Genomic DNA, 18,070 nt, shown 5'->3' on the forward strand with positions numbered 1-18,070 from the left:
CTATGAATAACATAGCTATTCTTTTTCTGCTGTTACTTTCAACTTTTGCTCAGGCACAAGTGAAGGCAACAGCAGATTCTGTTTTGACCCGTAACGCACTAGGCGAAGTTTATATAACTTCTACTCCTATTCAAAATGAATTGCAACGCATACCTGCTTCGGTAAACGTAATCAGTTCTGAAGACTTACAACGTGGCGATCAACTTTCTATCGCAAACGAAATAAACAAAAATCCTGGAATACAAATGCAGCAAGGCGCACTCAATACGAGTCGTATTAGCATAAGAGGTCTGGGAGCTCGCAGTCAATATTCTACTAATCGAGTTAAAGCTTATATTGAAGGTATTCCCCTAACCACCGGTGAAGGTGAAACCACACTTGAAGATATAGACCTCAACTTGATAGACCGCCTTGAAATAATTAAAGGTCCGGCAAGTAGTAGTTATGGAGCCGGTTTAGGTGGCGCGATTAATATTTCGGTTATAAAACCTAAACCACAAAGTACTTCTGTAAGATTAAATAGCCTAGGTGGCTCATTTGGTCTTTTTAAAGGTGGTGCTACAGCTATGCTTGCTTCAGAAAACACAGCCGGCTATTTTAGCTATAATCATCTTGAAAAAAATGGATATAGAGCTAACAGCAATTACAATCGCAACACGTATACCGCTTATGCCAAGACTCAAATTAATGCAGTAAGTGCTCTTACTTTTTTTGGTAATTATACGCGCTTAAAAGCTTTTATACCGAGCTCCATAAACGAAGATGATTTCAAAAACAATCCTGAGAAAGCAGCTTTCACCTGGGCTCAGTCACAGGGGTATGAATCTTACGATAAAGGGTTAGCCGGGCTTTCTTATAATTGGAATTTAAATGAATCAAATTCCTGGACGACCAGCATATTTACAAATTTTAGAGATGGCTATGAGCCTAGACCGTTTGATATTTTGGACGAAAACTCAGTTGCTTTTGGAGTACGTAGTAATCTAGCTTCTTCCTTTTCAGTTTTAAATATTCCCATAAGCAGCAATATTGGTGTTGAATATTTTGATGAGCATTATAAAGCAAAACTGTATCAAAACCTATACGAAGATACTAATGGCAACGGCAGTTTACAGGGAGATCTTTTTAGTAATCAGGAACAAGATCGTAAATATCTCAATTTATTTGCTCAGGCAAATCTTAAGTTGTCAGCGCGTTTACAAGCTGAAATTGGGCTTAATTATAACCATAGCAGATACGTACTTGATGATTATTTAAACGAATCAGAAATAGATAATTCTGGAGTGTATACGTATCCGCGTTTGTTTTTACCTCAAGCAGGATTAACCTACGAACTAGTGAATGATAAATTCTTATATGCCACAGTGAGTCGTGGTTTTTCACTACCTACAGTTGCAGAAACACTTACTCCTGAAGGAGCCATTAATCCTGAAATTAAACCAGAAACCGGATACAATTATGAACTGGGTCTAAAAGCACAATGGCTTGATAAAAAACTATACACAGAACTAGCCTTTTATACGGTTCAAGTTTCAGATTTACTAGTTGCAGAACGTGTAGATAATGATCAGTTTGTAGGTAGAAATGCTGGAAAAACTTCTCATAATGGAATAGAAGTTTTGATGAATTATAAAGATCTTACGTTTAATTCGCTATTAATTAATCCTTACGCTTCACTTACTATTAACGATTATTCATTTGAAGATTTTACCGATAATGATATTGATTTTGCGGGGAATGACCTTACCGGAGTGGCAGACAAAGTATTTAATCTTGGTTTGGATTTAATTCACGATTCGGGTTTACGCTTTAATGTAAACTATAGACATACTGGAGAAATCCCACTAGATGATGCAAACAGCATTTACAGTGACAGTTATAATCTTGTAAATCTGCGGGCTGATTACGAGTTTAAAATAGCTCAGCACTTTACTACTACGCTTTATAGTGGTGTAAATAATGTTTTTGACACCAATTATGCCGCTCAGGTTTTACCTAATGCAACAGGATTTGGTGGTGCTGCACCCCGTTATTATTATCCCGGAGATCCGGTTAACTTCTATATTGGACTTAATTTGAATATCTTTTAAAACATAAACAGCTGCTTACTAGCCGCCTTCTGACTCCTTATTAAAGTTTTCAAGCTCAGCTTTAAAATTTGCACTTAGTTTCATCAAGGCGTCTAGTAAATCTAGCTGATGTTCGGGTAGTAGAAGTTCTCCCTTTAACTGCATAGCATCACAGTACTCAAAAAATAAATTTTGATAGTAAGGTTCGATCTCTAATTGACGGGTTAAAAATTGCTGATCAAAATAATCACTAGTATTAAATAGCTCTTGATACTGCTCATACGTAATAGGTGAATATTCCATTTGTTGCTTTGACGGATCTTTTTTGAATAACCCCATAAAACGCTTAGCCAGCATTATAAAATCTACCCCATTACTGGTATATTGAGGTCTGTATTTTTGAGGATTTTGCTTGATGTCATTTTGAATTAGGGTATTAACTTCGGCGGTATATTCTTCCTGACTAAATTTTTTCTCCTTTGGGGCTTCCGTAAGACGCACCTCATCTAATTCATTTAAGTTTTCATTAAGCTCTACTACCCAACGCTTTTCTAGCTGAAAAGGTTCTATGATAAAAATTTGAGTTTCCATAAAGGGAGCGCTAAAAATCAAAGAGTCATTGATTCTTGCAGCAATACTAAAATCGCCTTCATCTGTAGTTACCATACTCCTATTTTGAGTACGATTTTCTACCAGTACTCCCGGTACTCTTTTATCTCCAGCGTAAACTTTACCGCTAGTATTTTGTGAATAGCCTGAGAAGGTCAATATAAATATCCCCAGAAATAGAAGTACTTTATAATTCATATACAAAACTAGAGATTAAATGTGTTAGTTTTCGGTAATTGCTAGATCGTGGAATTCATCGCTTCTCTTCAATAAAAAATCTAAAAACCGAATTTGATTCTTTTTATCTAATAATCTGGAATCTATCTGCTGACTTTGACAATAGTCAAAAAATGTAGGCTCCTCTTTTTTAGAAACGGCTAATTGATTCCGAAGCAAATCTTCATTAAAAAAATCATCTTTCTTAAAGAAAACAATTAATTCTTCAAGACCTAAAATTCTAAAACGCTTGGCTGCCTGATTATCATTTCTCTTTTGATTATTAATACCCTTAAGTATCATTTTGCCTAAAGCAATAACATCGATTCCGTCCCCAGAAGATTGCGGACTATAAGCGTAGGGGTTATCTCTAATATCTTTTTGAAGCCAGTTGTTAAAGTTTTTGCTGTACTCGGCAACACTAAACTCCTTCGCCTTAGACATACCCGTTAAAAGCACCTCATCAAGTTCGTTTCTATTTTCTAATAATTCTACAACCCAAACCTCATTTAAGTGATATTCTTGTACACGAATTATTTGAGTTTTAAAAAAGGATGCGCTAAAAACTAAAGAGTCGCCAATATTTGCAGCAAAATTAAAATCTCCTTTAGCATTTGTTGAAGCCATGCTATTTTGAGTAGTATTAATTATCAACACACCTTCCATAGGTTTGTTATCTGCATACACCTTACCCGTAGTTTTTTGAGAATAGCCCTTAAAAACACTAAAAAGAATAATGATAACTAGAATTTTTCTCAGCATAAAATAGATCTGTTAATTAAAGACCTATTCGCTATCAAAAAGTTGCAAAGATTTAAATGCGGACAGCGTCTGGTACCAACCCCGTGTAGTCACCTCCGTTACGTATAACGTCTCGCACTATTGATGAGGAAATATAACTTTTTCCAGATGATGTAAGCAGGAATACGGTTTCAATTTGAGAAAGTTTTCTATTTGTATGTGCGATTGCCTTTTCAAATTCAAAATCTCCAGGGTTTCTGAGTCCACGCAATATAAAAGCACTATCTGTTTCATTACAAAAATCAACCGTAAGTCCTTTGTAGGTCATTACCTTAATTTTTGGCTCGTCTTTAAATGATTCTTTCAAAAAAGTTTCTCGCTGTTCTAAGGTGAACATATACTTTTTATCTGCATTAACACCTATAGCTAAAATAATCTCGTCAAAGAGTTTTAACCCACGCTCAATAATATCGTAGTGACCTAAGGTAAGTGGATCAAAAGATCCTGGAAAAACTGCGCGTTTCATAGACGTTATATCGATTGAAATTAAAAGTACAAAATGTATGAGGAATATGTATTGAATCAATTAAGCTTTCAACTGAAAGCCTATTGACACTTTTATATAACCTCTATTGGTTAAGCGCTTGCTCGATTACATTATCAAATAAATCTGCCAGACTGATGCCTGCTACTTTTGCCTGCTGGGGAATTATACTAGCAGGACTCAAACCCGGAGTAGTATTTACTTCTAGAAAATGAGGCTCCCCATTATGAAAAATAAATTCTGCACGTGTAAGGCCTTTTAGTTTTAATGCTTTAAAAACCTTTTCTGCTTCTCGCTGTACTGCGCTTGTTTGCTCATCGCTGATGCGTGCAGGAGTGATTTCTTGTGATTTACCAGCATATTTTGCTTCATAATCAAAGAAGTCATTGTCGCTTACAATCTCGGTGACTGGTAACGCTTGTATTTTTCCGTAGTAATTAATTACACCTACAGAAACTTCTGTACCCTCTAAAAACGATTCGATTATAATTTCGTCATCCTCTTTAAACGAAATTGCAATGGCCGCTTCGAGTGCGTCTTCTTCATATACTTTAGACACCCCAAAACTGCTACCTGCTTTATTGGCTTTTACGAAACACGGTAAACCTACCTTCGCAACAATTTCTGAAGTATTTATAACATCTCCTTTATTTAAAAAATAATTTGTCGCCGTTTTAATACCATACGCACTAAGTACACTTATACAATCACGCTTATTAAACGTAAGGGCTGCTTCATAATAATCACAAGCTGTTTGAGGAATACCCAGCAACTCTAAATAGGCTTGAAATGTGCCATCTTCTCCGGGAGTTCCGTGAATTGTATTAAACACACAGTCAAATTTTATCTTTGTACCGTCTATAGTAATAGAAAAGTCACTTTTATCTACCGGAAATGGTTTGTGATCAGAATGGCTGCAAAACCAACCTTCCTTTATTATAGAAATAGGATAAACTGTATACTTTGAAGTGTCAAGATGTTTACAAACTGTATTTCCGCTAAGCATTGATATCGCTACCTCGCTAGAAAAACCACCCATTATAACCGCTATATTTTTTTTTGACATAGTAAATAATAACTCTTTGCGTTTCTTGATAATAAATCGGGTTCAAAGAACGCTATTTTTAGAATAAATAGGCAAAAAAAATGATTGCAATTGAGGGTCACCCAATTTTAAACTAAGTTTGTAGCCGCAAAATCGCATGTGTATGGGACTAATAAAATTTATATTTAGCAAAGCATTTTTAATGCAGCTACTTCTTGCCTTAATCGTATTGGTTATTTTAGGATTTGCCTTTATGTTTTGGCTTAGCTCTTCTACAAATCATGATGAGCGCATTGCAGTTCCCGATCTTAGTAAAATGTCGTTAAGCTTAGTAAAGCAAGAGCTTGACAATGCTAACTTAAATTACATTGTGATTGATTCTTCTAATTACAATCCAGATTACCCTACGTACTCTGTCATAGAGCAAAATCCTGCAGCAGGAAAATTTGTAAAAGAAAACAGAAAAATATATCTCGTTCTAAATCCTTCAGGATACCGCGAGATTGCAATTCCTGCACTTGTAGGAAGAACACAGCGCCAGGTAGAACCTACACTACTAGCTTTAGGATTCAAAGTAGGGAGAATAGACCTGCGCGATCACATTTCTGAAGATGAAGTTTTAGAATTAAGACACAACGGGACTACCTTAAAAGAAGGTGACAGATTGCGTAAAATGTCTGTTATAGACCTTGTTGTAGGCAATGGAAAAGATAATTATTACAATAATGCTACTGAAGATTCAGTAGATATAGATGATTCTATTAACGAAGATGAAGAATTAGAAGATGCAGGATTTTAATACAGAAGGACCAGACGAACAAGAAGATGAGCTTTTTGAACATTATAATTTTACCGCAGGAAAAGGTCAAGAACCGCTGCGTGTAGATAAGTTTTTAATGAATTTTATTGAAAAAGCAACGCGTAATAAAATTCAAACTGCAGCTAAAAATGGAAATATTCAAGTTAATGGTGCAGTTGTAAAACAAAATTATAAAGTAAAAGCAGGTGATGTCGTTCGCGTAATGTTTGAGCATCCGCCGTATGAGTTTTTACTTACTCCAGAAAATATTCCGTTAGATATAGTTTATGAAGATGACACACTGCTAGTGGTAAATAAACCTGCTGGCATGGTCGTTCATCCGGGACATGGTAATTACAGCGGTACATTAATAAATGCTCTAATCTATCATTTCGAAAATTTACCCGAAAACAGTAGCGGCAGACCGGGACTTGTACATAGAATTGATAAAGATACAAGTGGCCTGCTGGTGGTTGCAAAAACCGAAGCTGCAATGACTCACCTTGCCAAACAATTTTTTGATAAAAGTAGCGAGCGCGAATATGTAGCAATCGTTTGGGGAAATGTCGAAGAAGAAGAAGGTACTGTTGAAGGTCATATAGGCAGACACCCTAAAAATCGTATGCAGAATACAGTTTTTCCGGATGGTGATCAGGGCAAAGAAGCTGTAACGCATTATAAAGTCCTAGAACGTCTGGGTTATGTAACTAAGATTTCGTGTAAGTTAGAAACCGGTCGTACCCATCAAATACGCGTGCATTTAAAATACATAGGACACACCCTATTTAACGATGAGCGCTATGGAGGAGATGCTATTTTAAAAGGTACCACCTTTACAAAGTACAAGCAGTTTGTAGACAATTGTTTTAAAATATTGCCTAGACAAGCGTTACACGCTAAAACATTAGGTTTTGTGCACCCTAAAACCGGTGAATGGATGAGCTTTAACAGTGATATTCCACAAGATATGGTAGACTGCATCGAGAAGTGGCGTGGTTATGCTAAGCATGCGATGGAGTAATTTTTGATAGCGCTTACGCGGAAAACTTATAGTTTATCTTAAATTTAAAGTATGCTAGATTTTATACCTGAAAATTTACAGACAATACTCATTGTCGTTGTCCTTGCCTTATTATTTCTTGCGGTAATGAAAAATAATAAGCGTAATCAAAGTAAAATGAGGGATCGAAAACGACGCAGTTTTAGAGCGGACTACTTTGAAAGAAAAAACCAGCGCGATCAGGGAAATAATTCCTCAAATTAAAAATTCAATATCTTGAAAATTTATACAAAAACCGGAGATAAAGGTACTACAGCACTCTTTGGAGGAACGCGTGTTTCTAAACACGACATTCGCATTGAAAGTTACGGTACACTTGACGAACTTAATTCACATATAGGTTTACTACGCGATCAAGAAATAGATTTAAATAGTAAAAAACAACTCATTACCATTCAGGAAAAACTATTTGTCATAGGCGCAATTCTCGCGACTGACCCTGAAAGGGCAATCTTAAAAAATGGTAAAGAACGATTAGATATTAAACGTATAAATGATCTTGATATCGCACTTCTGGAAACTGAAATGGACATCATGGATGAACAGCTACCTCCTATGACTCACTTTGTACTTCCAGGAGGGCATCAAACAGTGTCATTCTGTCACATAGCGCGCAGTGTATGTCGTAGAGCAGAACGACTGGCAACTGCTCTTTATCAAGAAGTTCCGTTTGAAGATAATGCCTTAAAATATTTAAACCGTCTTTCTGACTATCTCTTTGTAATGGCACGTTTCTTGTCAAATCAGCTACAAGCAAAAGAGATTAAGTGGATACCTGAAAAATAGCTTTTTAGTATTCATTTTAAGTCATAAGTACCGTTATCTTAACAGATTACACACGTTCTTAAAAATAATATTGAATTAATTGATATTTTCCTTGGTTATTACGCTAATAAATTTATTTTTGCAAAAAATTAAATACGTTAACTATGTACTGGACATTAGAACTAGCCTCTCACCTAAGCGATGCACCTTGGCCGGCTACCAAAGATGAATTGATTGATTATGCAATTAGAACGGGAGCGCCACTTGAGGTTGTAGAAAATTTACAATCTATGGAAGATGAAGGTGATTCTTATGATTCTATTGACGAGATATGGCCAGACTACCCGTCTGACGACGACTACCTCTGGAATGAGGATGAATACTAGATTTCACATCACGTAAACACATAAAAAGTCTCGCATTGAGGCTTTTTTTTTGCTTAAATTTGAACTGCTTGAGAAAGCAAATTGTCGTAACATAGCGTTGCGTTTATCGGAAGATTAATTTATTAATAGCCACGCCTCAAGCGCAACTTAAGCAATCTATTGATAATAAACTATTTACCAAATTATGGGCTTATTAGATAAAGTATTAAAGGTATTTGTAGGAGACAAGTCAAAACAAGATGTCGCCTCTATACAACCTATTGTTGAAAAAATAAAAAGCTTCGAATCTCAACTCGAGAAACTTTCTCACGATGAATTGAGGCAAAAAACTACTGAGTTTAAAGCTAAAATTGCTAACGCTCTCGCAGATAATAATGCTGCTCAACTTAAATTACAGTCAGAAGCAGATGAGACTGAGGATATAGATCGCAAAGAAGAGATCTACTCAGAAATAGATAAGCTAAAGGATGACGCGTACACTATAAGCGAGCAGGTACTTAATGATATTTTACCAGAAGCTTTTGGCGTTGTTAAAGAAACTGCTAAACGTTTTTACCACAACACGTCTATTAAAGTTACCGCAAACGCATTTGATCGCGAATTGAGTGCAGAAAAAGATTATGTCACCTTAGATGGTGATCACGCAGTCTGGGCTAATAGCTGGGATGCAGCTGGTAAAGCAATTACGTGGGATATGATACATTACGATGTACAGCTCATAGGTGGTGTGGCAATGCACCAAGGTAAAATTGCTGAGATGCAAACAGGTGAGGGTAAAACACTAGTGGCTACTCTTCCGGTTTATTTAAATGCGCTTACTGGAAAAGGGGTTCACTTAGTAACAGTAAATGATTACTTAGCTAAAAGGGATAGTGCCTGGATGGCACCTTTGTTTAATTTTCACGGTCTTACCCTTGATTGTATAGATTTTCATAAGCCTAACTCAGCAGCGCGTCGCAAAGCATACGCAGCAGATATAACTTACGGTACAAATAATGAATTTGGTTTTGACTACCTAAGAGATAATATGGCTCACGCGCCAAATGATCTGGTACAACGCGCTCCTAATTATGCAATTGTTGATGAGGTCGACTCGGTACTTGTAGATGATGCCCGTACCCCATTAATTATTTCTGGGCCTGTTCCTAAAGGGGATCAACACGAGTTTGATGCTTTAAAACCTAAAATTGATAGCTTAGTTAATTTGCAACGCCAGCAATTAACAGGTACGCTTTCAGAAGCCAAAAAATTAATAGCTTCCGGCGACACAAAAGAAGGAGCTATATTATTACTACGCGTTTACAGAGGTTTACCTAAAAACAAAGCGCTAATTAAATTTCTTAGTGAAGAGGGAATTCGCTTACTGCTACAAAAAACTGAAAATCAATATATGCAGGATAACAATCGCGAAATGCATGTGATTGACTCTGACCTATATTTTACAATAGATGAAAAAAACAATCAGATAGAACTTACCGATAAAGGTATAGAGCATCTTTCTGGTAAAGACGATCCTAATTTCTTCATCATGCCAGAAATGGGCGTAGAAATTAATAAGATCGAAAGCGCTAACTTAACTTCTGAAGAAGAAGCTGAAAAGAAAGAAGAACTTTTTAGAGAATTTAGCATTAAGAGTGAGCGTATTCATACGATGAATCAATTGCTTAAAGCTTATACCTTATTTGAAAAGGACACTGAATACGTGGTAATGGACAACAAGGTAAAAATTGTTGATGAGCAAACTGGTCGTATTATGGATGGGCGTCGTTACAGCGATGGCCTACATCAAGCTATCGAAGCAAAAGAAAATGTAAAAATTGAAGACGCTACTCAAACTTTTGCAACCGTAACGCTTCAGAATTATTTTAGAATGTACCGCAAACTTTCAGGGATGACTGGTACAGCTGTTACAGAAGCAGGTGAACTTTGGGAAATTTACAAGTTAGATGTTGTAGAAATCCCTACAAATCGCCCAATCGCACGAGATGATCGTGATGATAAAGTTTATAAAACTAAACGCGAGAAATATAATGCTGTTATAGACGAAGTACAAAATCTTGTAGATGCGGGAAGACCTGTACTTATAGGTACCACTTCGGTAGAAATCTCAGAATTGTTAGGTAAAATGCTTTCGTTAAGAAAAGTTCCTCACAATGTATTAAACGCGAAGTTACATAAGAAAGAAGCAGATATTGTAGCAGATGCAGGTAATTCTGGTCAAGTAACTATTGCTACCAACATGGCAGGTCGTGGTACAGATATTAAACTTAGCAAAGCTGTGAAAGATGCCGGTGGTCTCGCTATCATAGGTACAGAACGTCACGATTCAAGACGTGTAGACCGCCAGTTACGTGGTCGTGCCGGTCGTCAAGGTGATCCAGGCAGTTCGCAATTCTATGTTTCTTTAGAAGATAACTTAATGCGCCTTTTTGGTTCAGAACGTATCGCGAAAATGATGGACCGTATGGGTCTTAAAGAAGGAGAAGTTATTCAACACGGAATGATTTCTAAATCTATAGAACGCGCTCAAAAGAAAGTAGAAGAAAATAACTTTGGGGTACGTAAGCGATTACTAGAGTATGATGATGTGATGAATGCACAGCGTGAAGTAATTTACAAACGTCGCTACCATGCCTTGTTTGGGGAACGTCTGCGAGTAGATATCGCAAATATGATTTATGATACTTCTGAAGTAATTGCTGAAACAAATAAAGCGGCTCAGGATTATAAGAATTTCGAATTTGAATTAATTCGTTTCTTCTCAATGAGTAGTCCGGTTGATCAAAAGGAATTTGAGTCAACTTCAGCTAAACAACTAGCTTTAAAAGTTTATGATGCTGCTCTTGTACATTACAGAGAAAAAATGGAGCGCAACGCAGCAGTTGCCTTCCCTATCATAAGTAATGTTTATGAGAATCCAGATAGTAATTATGAGCGTATTGTTGTTCCTTTTTCTGACGGTATCAAAGAACTTAAGGTTGTAACAAACCTTAAAGAAGCTTATGAGTCTAAAGGGAAACAGTTAATTACAGATTTTGAAAAGAATATAACATTAGCAATAATTGATGACGCCTGGAAAACTCATTTACGTAAAATGGATGAGCTTAAACAAAGCGTTCAATTAGCTGTTCACGAGCAAAAAGACCCTTTATTAATTTATAAGTTTGAAGCTTTTGAATTGTTTAAGCAAATGATTGACCAGGTTAATAAAGATGTAATTTCTTTCCTATTTAAAGGAGAATTACCTGTACAACAAGAAAGCCAGATTAGAGAAGCTCGACAAGTGAAGCAAGCTGAAAAAGTGCAAACAAGCAAAGAAGAAATTCCTAATCTTGATGAGCGCGCTTCACAAAACAGATCTGCCGGCAACACGCAACCTCAACGTCAACAAGTAACTGAAACTATTACTCGTGAACGTCCTAAAATAGGTCGTAATGATAAAGTTACTATCAAGCACGTTATGAATGGCGAGAACAAATCGATGAAATTTAAACAAGCAATTCCATTACTAGATAATGGAGATTGGGTTCTTGTAGATGAATAAGAAAACATCCTAAAATTCTTTAAAAACACCCGTTAATAACGGGTGTTTTTTGTTAATAACATTCGTGAAATCACTCCGAAATATTCTTCACACAAACTTAATATTGTAGCCAACAAAGAGACATCCAATACCCTTATTTTTATACCCTAACTACTTTATAAATTGTACAGTAAAAATCGCTTACATCAAGAATTAAAAGAGGCTACTAATATGAAAGCCGTTGAGTTACGTGCCTGGTTGCGCACCGATATCGCACCATTAACCGTAGCTAATTATGACGATGCTCCATCTATGGATCAATCGAACAAACTTCTAGTGATTTTAATGAAAGATACCGAAGATCTAACAAAATCTGACTGTCTTTTTATTCAAAGCATTTTGCAGCGTATTAAATATATTAAAAATACAAGAAGCCGAGTTCCTCATACTAAACTAGACTGGGAAAACTCATTACGCAACTTGGGTTATGATGTGAAAAAGAAAGATCAAGCGAAGAAAAAAGTAAAAGAATTTAATTAATTCTCGCTTACAAACCACCAGCCACACCTACCCTTTTATTTATACATACTTCTCCTAAGCACAGAATATTTCTATAATTAATTTTTTATAGTATCTTCATAATTGCTTTAATACTTGAGTTATGACATTTCCACGTCTAGAACTGAAATGGGCTTTTATCTACACCATATTTTTGTTGGTTTGGATGTGTGTTGAGCGCTTTTTAGGCTGGCACGATGAGAAAATTAACGAGCATCATCTCTACACTCTATTCTTTTATTTACCGGCTATTGCCATTTATTTTATCGCTTTAATAGACAAAAGAAATAATTTCTACGGAGGAATAATCACCTATAAACAAGCTTTCATATCGGGATTAATTTTAACTGTATTCATTGCAATTCTAGCCATCCCCGCTCAAATTATCATTAGTGAAGTTATTAGTCCGTATTATTTTAAAAATGTAATAGAATATGCAGTTTCTAGTGGCATAGCAAGTCCCGAAGAAGCTAAAGAGTTATTTAATTTAAAAAGATACTTAATTCAATCTGTGGTAAGTAGTTTAACATTTGGATTTGTTATAACTGCAATAGTTTCCGCATTTATTAAAAGGAAATAAAGCGGTTATTCTTTATTGAAAAATGCTTGTGTTATCTTTGAATAATGGAAAGAAAACTAAAACTTCTTTGTTCTGATATCGATGGAACAATACTCAATACAGATCGTGATATTGCTCCCGAAACAGCATTGGCATTTGCAAAGCTACCTAAAGATTTTCCGATAATACTGGCATCTTCACGGATGCCTTCTGCGATGTATTATGTGCAAGAGAAAATAGGTGCACACGGGAGTCCGTTAATTTGCTACAACGGCGGGCTAGTCCTTGACAGCAGAGGATCAACTTTGCATAGTCACACGGTCTCACTTGCCTTTCTAGATACGGTAATCCAACATCAAAAGAATTTTGATTACAACATTAGCACATATTGCACAGATACCTGGAGAACTGCTGAAGAAGATTACTGGACCACACGCGAAATAAGAACTACTCGCGTAGAACCCGTTCTAATACCATTAGAGGATCATATTGCCATATTAGAGGCAATTAATGAACAACCTCATAAAATTATGTGTATGGGTAATCCTGAGGCTTTAGACGATTTAATTAAGGTGCTGGAGAAAGAGCATGGAAGTGAAGCACACTTCTACAGATCTAAGGATACGTATCTTGAAATAAGTGCAAAAAATATAGATAAAAGCACTGCGCTCGAACAGCTCATTAGAGACACCTATAATCTAGAAATGGAGGATGTGATTGCATTTGGCGATAATTATAATGATATTACAATGATTAAAAATGTAGGATTCGGAATTGCTGTTGCAAATGCTACACAAGAAGTGAAAGAAGTTGCAGACTATGTAAGTGATTTTTCTAATAAAGAGAACGCAGTTGCACTAGCAATTGAAAAGTTTCTTCATTAACTATAGAATTAGAATTTAGTAACTAATAGAAAAAAAAGCGCCCGAGGGCGCTTTTTTTTATTCTTAATTTCATTACCTTATTAAAAGCGAGAGGCGCCCTCCAACCAAAAAGTGCGCCTCTCAAAACAACCTAACCAATAATCTTACTAACCAATTATTATCTTCAATTATTAATTCAAATATTTTGTGTAATTATTTACTGTAATTTTTGCACCTAGATCGTGCATTAAATTATACAAACCAAAAAAGGTTCTGTTTATATATAAAAAATGCTTGCTTCCCCTATTCCCGTTCATTTTACGCAATTGGGTATCCTTAGAATACTTATCACTTAGATCTGCAATATGGGCAAAAAATGACTCATCGCTAAAATCAAAGATTTCGTGATGAAATGGCTTAGTAAATAAACTAAGCATCTCGTGAAACAACTCTGAAAAGAATTTAAGCTCTTCGTCAGAATCATCTGCTCTCAGAATCTCTAACTCAAACATTTTATTTCTAAAAATATCTGGGTTATTGATATTTTCAGGTTTAGCTAATTCAAAATAGGGAGTGTAGAATTCTTCAGGAACTTTTTTAATGCAACCAAAATCGATTGCGATTAAATTATTCTCTGAATCTACTAAGAAATTACCTGGATGAGGATCTGCATGTACTGCTTTTAAATGATGCATTTGATACATATAAAAATCCCACAGGGCCTGCCCTATTTTATCTGCAGCAACTTGATCTTGATTATAAGCTGTAAATTCACTTAAATGCTCTCCAGTCATCCAGTCCATTGTGATGATTCGTTCACTTGATAAATCTGGATAATAATTAGGAAATTTTAAGTTCGGAATTACACTACATTTTTCAGTAATCGACATACTTTGACTTACTTCTAAAATATAGTCTGTCTCTTCTAAGAGCTTGTCTTCGACTTCCTGAAAATACTTTTCTTTGTCCTTACCTTTTAGATTAAACATCCGGCTAGCAATAGGCTTCACTAGAGCCAAATCACTACTAATACTATCTGCAACTCCCGGGTATTGTATTTTCACAGCAAGATTTTTCCCATCTAATGTTGCCTTGTGCACCTGACCGATACTAGCAGCATTTACACTTTGAGTTGTGAATGTATCAAATATCTCTTCCGGATATTTATCTAAATATTTTTTAAACGTTTTTCTCACTAAGGGTGCAGACAATGGTGGTACAGAAAATTGGGATAGTGAGAACTTCTCCACATATGCCTTTGGCAATATGTTTTTTTCCATACTTAACATTTGTGCTACTTTAAGCGCACTACCCTTTAAACTTTTTAAGCCATCGTATATATCTTCAGCATTTTCGGAATCTAACTCTTCTCGAGTTAATTCGCCATTAAATGCTTTCTTTCCGTAATATTTTGCATAATTACCCCCTACTTTCACGCCGGTTCGAACTAACTGTGAAGCACGCTGTAATTTATTAGTTGGGATGTAATCTATCGTTTTCATAGGTTCTTAATTGGATCTTGAAAAATTCTCTTTAAATATAAATTTCCCAAAATCAAGAATACTTTCTAATGGTGTAGTATTGAACACATCAAAAATTGCGTTTACTGACTTTTCTATAGCTACATCGGTTTTTTCAAAACGAGCAGAATTGTCGTCTATCCAAAATTTAATCAAGAATAAAGTTTGCAACCAAGCACCCTCACTAAATATCGAAACCGGGTTTTTAGTAAGACGTGATGATTTTTCCTCGTTAGCTTCCTCTATCAAGTTACCTGCAAAATCTCTCACTTTCAATCTTAAATCTCTCAATTGACCTAAACTTTTTAAAGCATCCTTTTGCTCTTGCAAAGCAAAAAGCACATAACTACGATTTGCAGTTAAAACCTCAAAAAAAGTGTAAAAAAATGAAAGCATTTTCTCCCTGTTCGGGTATGTTGCGTAGGCTGGATTCTTGTATAATACCGCAACCGTATTTTCATAAAAACTCACCCAAATATTTTCTCTTATACCCTGAAAAGAACCAAAATAATTATAGAAAGCACCTTCCTCGATATTATGGTCTTTACAAAACTTAAATACCGAAAATGGTCGATGACCATTTTCTAAAACATACTCCATATACATTGTCGTAATTGACTCTTTAGAGAGACTGGGAGCAATTTGTTTAATAGTGTTTTTTTTATTTGTGGTAGCCATATCTTATTGGTTTACTGATGTAAATTTAAAACTGTTTAACCCCTAATCAAAAAAAGTAAACAAAATCTTTAGTTAAAGTTCTTTCAGCAATTTTGAAAGTTGTGTCAGTTTGTCACAACCCTACATTTGGTACTTTTTTTGACTTTAGGGAAGAGAATCTGGTAGTATTACTAGGTCACGAATTAAAACATAAATAATCCGATAAATTAGTCGGCTATTTTAAAAAAATCATACACTATGTCTACAGGTAAAATTAATGTTGCTGTTGAGAACATTTTTCCGCTAATCAAGAAATTCTTGTACAGTGACCATGAAATCTTTTTAAGAGAATTAGTTTCAAATGCAACTGATGCTACGCTAAAATTAAAGCACCTAACTAATATAGGTGAAGCTAGTGTAGAATATGGGAATCCTATAATCGAAGTTAAAGTCGATAAAGAGGAAAAAACCATCCGTATTATTGACCAAGGTCTTGGTATGACTGAAGAAGAAGTTCAGAAATACATTAATGAAGTTGCATTTTCTGGAGCAGAAGAATTTTTAGATAAATATAAAGATTCGGCTAAAGATAGTGGTATTATAGGTCATTTTGGACTTGGTTTTTATTCTGCATTTATGGTTGCTCGTAAAGTAGAAATTATAACTAAATCTTTTAAAGATGAGCCAGCTGTACGTTGGGAATGTGATGGTTCTCCAGAATTTACACTTACTCCAGCAGATAAAACAGAACGTGGTACAGAAATCGTTTTACACGTTGCTGAGGATTCGGAAGAATTTTTAGAAGAAAATCGCATTAGTCAGTTGCTAAATAAGTACAACAAGTTTATGCCTGTGCCTATTAAATTTGGCACAACTGAAGAAGCAATACCATTACCTGAAGACGCTCCAGAAGATGCTGAAGCAGAAACTAAAACTGTTGACAATATAATCAACAACCCAAACCCGGCTTGGACAAAGCAACCTACAGATCTTGAAGAGAAAGATTATAACTCATTCTACCGCGAGTTATATCCTATGCAATTTGAGGAGCCTCTATTTCATATTCACTTAAATGTAGATTATCCATTTAACTTAACTGGTATTTTATATTTCCCGCGTTTAGGACAGGATATGAATATCCAAAAAGATAAAATTCAGCTTTATCAAAACCAAGTTTATGTAACAGATAATGTAGAAGGAATTGTACCAGAATTTTTAACGATGTTACGTGGTGTGATTGATTCTCCAGATATTCCACTTAACGTATCACGCTCATACTTACAAGCAGATGGAGCTGTTAAGAAGATATCAAGTTATATTACACGTAAGGTTGCAGATAAACTAAAATCACTTTTCAACGAAGATCGTGCAGATTTTGAAAAGAAATGGAATGATATCAAAGTAGTAATTGAATATGGTATGCTTAGCGAAGATAAATTCTTTGAAAAAGCAGATGCCTTTGCACTATATCCTACTGTAGATAATACCTATTACACTTTTGCAGAATTGCAAGAGAAAATTAAAGACACTCAGACAGATAAAGACGGTAAGCTTATAGTTCTTTATGCATCTAATAAAGATTCGCAACATCAATATATTGAGGCTGCAAAAGCAAAAGGATATGAAGTACTTCTATTAGACTCTCCTATCGTTTCCCACTTATTACAAAAACTAGAAACTTCTAAAGACAATATTAGCTTTGTACGTGTAGATGGAGACAATGTTGAAAGTCTTATTAAAAAAGATGAAGAACAAATCTCAAAACTTTCTGATGAGGAAAAAGAAAGTTTAAAAACACTTCTTGAAGAGACAATTGCAGATAAATCCTATACTGTAAAATTAGAAGCTATAGATAGTAGTGCAGCACCATTTATGATTACTCAACCAGAATTTATGCGTCGTATGAAAGAGATGCAGGCAACTGGTGGCGGTGGTGGAATGTTTGGTATGGGGAACATGCCAGATATGTACAATGTAATTGTTAACACTAACAGTGATCTTGTTAATGAGATTTTAGCAACTAAAACTAAAGAGAAACAAGAACGATTAATAACTCAGTCTATGGACCTTGCTCGTTTATCTCAAGGTTTGCTAAAAGGAGAAGCTTTAACTAACTTTGTTAAGCGTTCCTATGAGATGATCAAATAGGAAGTTAG

At 35.4% G+C, this 18,070-nt stretch carries 16 protein-coding genes; 10 read left to right on the forward strand and 6 right to left on the reverse strand.

Translation table 11 applies throughout. The annotated features are described in order from the left end of the window. Positions 1-2: 2 nt before the first annotated feature. Positions 3-2,090, forward strand: a complete 2,088-nt coding sequence (locus DSM00_RS14885) for a TonB-dependent receptor family protein (protein ID WP_128758774.1) — start codon at positions 3-5, stop codon at positions 2,088-2,090. 18 nt (positions 2,091-2,108) lie between these two features. On the opposite strand, the gene DSM00_RS14890 is transcribed toward DSM00_RS14885, so the two are convergent. From DSM00_RS14890 to DSM00_RS14905, 4 genes are all read right to left on the reverse strand, one after another. Then, positions 2,109-2,876: a hypothetical protein gene (locus tag DSM00_RS14890; protein WP_128758775.1), complete on the reverse strand. Its 768-nt coding sequence runs from the start codon at positions 2,874-2,876 to the stop codon at positions 2,109-2,111. Between the two features lie 24 nt (positions 2,877-2,900). Continuing rightward, positions 2,901-3,656, reverse strand: coding sequence for a hypothetical protein (locus DSM00_RS14895; RefSeq protein WP_128758776.1), 756 nt, complete (start codon positions 3,654-3,656; stop codon positions 2,901-2,903). Positions 3,657-3,708: 52 nt separating this feature from the next. After that, the gene (gene coaD / locus DSM00_RS14900) at positions 3,709-4,161 is read right to left on the reverse strand and encodes a pantetheine-phosphate adenylyltransferase (protein WP_128758777.1); all 453 of its coding nucleotides are present in this window, start codon (positions 4,159-4,161) and stop codon (positions 3,709-3,711) included. Between the two features lie 103 nt (positions 4,162-4,264). After that, the gene (locus DSM00_RS14905; protein WP_128758778.1) at positions 4,265-5,245 is read right to left on the reverse strand and encodes a D-alanine--D-alanine ligase; all 981 of its coding nucleotides are present in this window, start codon (positions 5,243-5,245) and stop codon (positions 4,265-4,267) included. A gap of 142 nt (positions 5,246-5,387) precedes the next feature. On the opposite strand from DSM00_RS14905, the gene DSM00_RS14910 reads away from it, so the two are divergent. The 8 genes from DSM00_RS14910 (at position 5,388) to DSM00_RS14945 (ending at position 13,758) form a co-directional block, all read left to right on the forward strand. Further along, positions 5,388-6,023 (forward strand): PASTA domain-containing protein, encoded by a 636-nt coding sequence (locus DSM00_RS14910; RefSeq protein ID WP_128758779.1) that lies wholly within the window; start codon positions 5,388-5,390, stop codon positions 6,021-6,023. Next, positions 6,010-7,044 carry an RluA family pseudouridine synthase gene (locus DSM00_RS14915; RefSeq protein WP_128758780.1) on the forward strand — a complete coding sequence of 345 codons (1,035 nt, stop codon included), beginning with the start codon at positions 6,010-6,012 and terminating at the stop codon, positions 7,042-7,044. The genes DSM00_RS14910 and DSM00_RS14915 overlap by 14 nt, the downstream gene beginning before the upstream one ends. 255 nt (positions 7,045-7,299) lie before the next feature. Continuing rightward, positions 7,300-7,869 (forward strand): cob(I)yrinic acid a,c-diamide adenosyltransferase, encoded by a 570-nt coding sequence (locus DSM00_RS14920; protein WP_128758781.1) that lies wholly within the window; start codon positions 7,300-7,302, stop codon positions 7,867-7,869. 143 nt (positions 7,870-8,012) lie between these two features. After that, positions 8,013-8,234: a DUF2795 domain-containing protein gene (locus DSM00_RS14925; RefSeq protein WP_028374482.1), complete on the forward strand. Its 222-nt coding sequence runs from the start codon at positions 8,013-8,015 to the stop codon at positions 8,232-8,234. A 184-nt stretch (positions 8,235-8,418) separates the two neighbouring features. Continuing rightward, positions 8,419-11,778, forward strand: a complete 3,360-nt coding sequence (gene secA, locus DSM00_RS14930) for a preprotein translocase subunit SecA (RefSeq protein WP_128758782.1) — start codon at positions 8,419-8,421, stop codon at positions 11,776-11,778. A gap of 162 nt (positions 11,779-11,940) precedes the next feature. Further along, a complete protein-coding gene (locus DSM00_RS14935) occupies positions 11,941-12,297 on the forward strand; it encodes a DUF3140 domain-containing protein (RefSeq protein ID WP_128758783.1) in 357 nt (118 codons plus the stop codon). Between the two features lie 121 nt (positions 12,298-12,418). Further along, positions 12,419-12,895: a DUF4199 domain-containing protein gene (locus tag DSM00_RS14940; protein ID WP_128758784.1), complete on the forward strand. Its 477-nt coding sequence runs from the start codon at positions 12,419-12,421 to the stop codon at positions 12,893-12,895. 44 nt (positions 12,896-12,939) lie between these two features. Further along, the gene (locus DSM00_RS14945) at positions 12,940-13,758 is read left to right on the forward strand and encodes a Cof-type HAD-IIB family hydrolase (protein ID WP_128758785.1); all 819 of its coding nucleotides are present in this window, start codon (positions 12,940-12,942) and stop codon (positions 13,756-13,758) included. A gap of 170 nt (positions 13,759-13,928) precedes the next feature. Here the strand turns inward: DSM00_RS14945 and DSM00_RS14950 are convergent, their stop codons facing one another. Further along, positions 13,929-15,239, reverse strand: a complete 1,311-nt coding sequence (locus DSM00_RS14950) for an ABC1 kinase family protein (RefSeq protein WP_128758786.1) — start codon at positions 15,237-15,239, stop codon at positions 13,929-13,931. 6 nt (positions 15,240-15,245) lie between these two features. Then, positions 15,246-15,935: a TetR family transcriptional regulator C-terminal domain-containing protein gene (locus DSM00_RS14955; protein ID WP_128758787.1), complete on the reverse strand. Its 690-nt coding sequence runs from the start codon at positions 15,933-15,935 to the stop codon at positions 15,246-15,248. Positions 15,936-16,172: 237 nt separating this feature from the next. Here DSM00_RS14955 and htpG point away from each other — a divergent pair, with 237 nt between their 5' ends. Then, positions 16,173-18,062, forward strand: coding sequence for a molecular chaperone HtpG (htpG, locus tag DSM00_RS14960; protein ID WP_128758788.1), 1,890 nt, complete (start codon positions 16,173-16,175; stop codon positions 18,060-18,062). Positions 18,063-18,070: the final 8 nt, after the last annotated feature.

Source organism: Leeuwenhoekiella aequorea (assembly GCF_004104375.1).
Classification (GTDB): Bacteria; Bacteroidota; Bacteroidia; order Flavobacteriales; family Flavobacteriaceae; genus Leeuwenhoekiella; species Leeuwenhoekiella aequorea.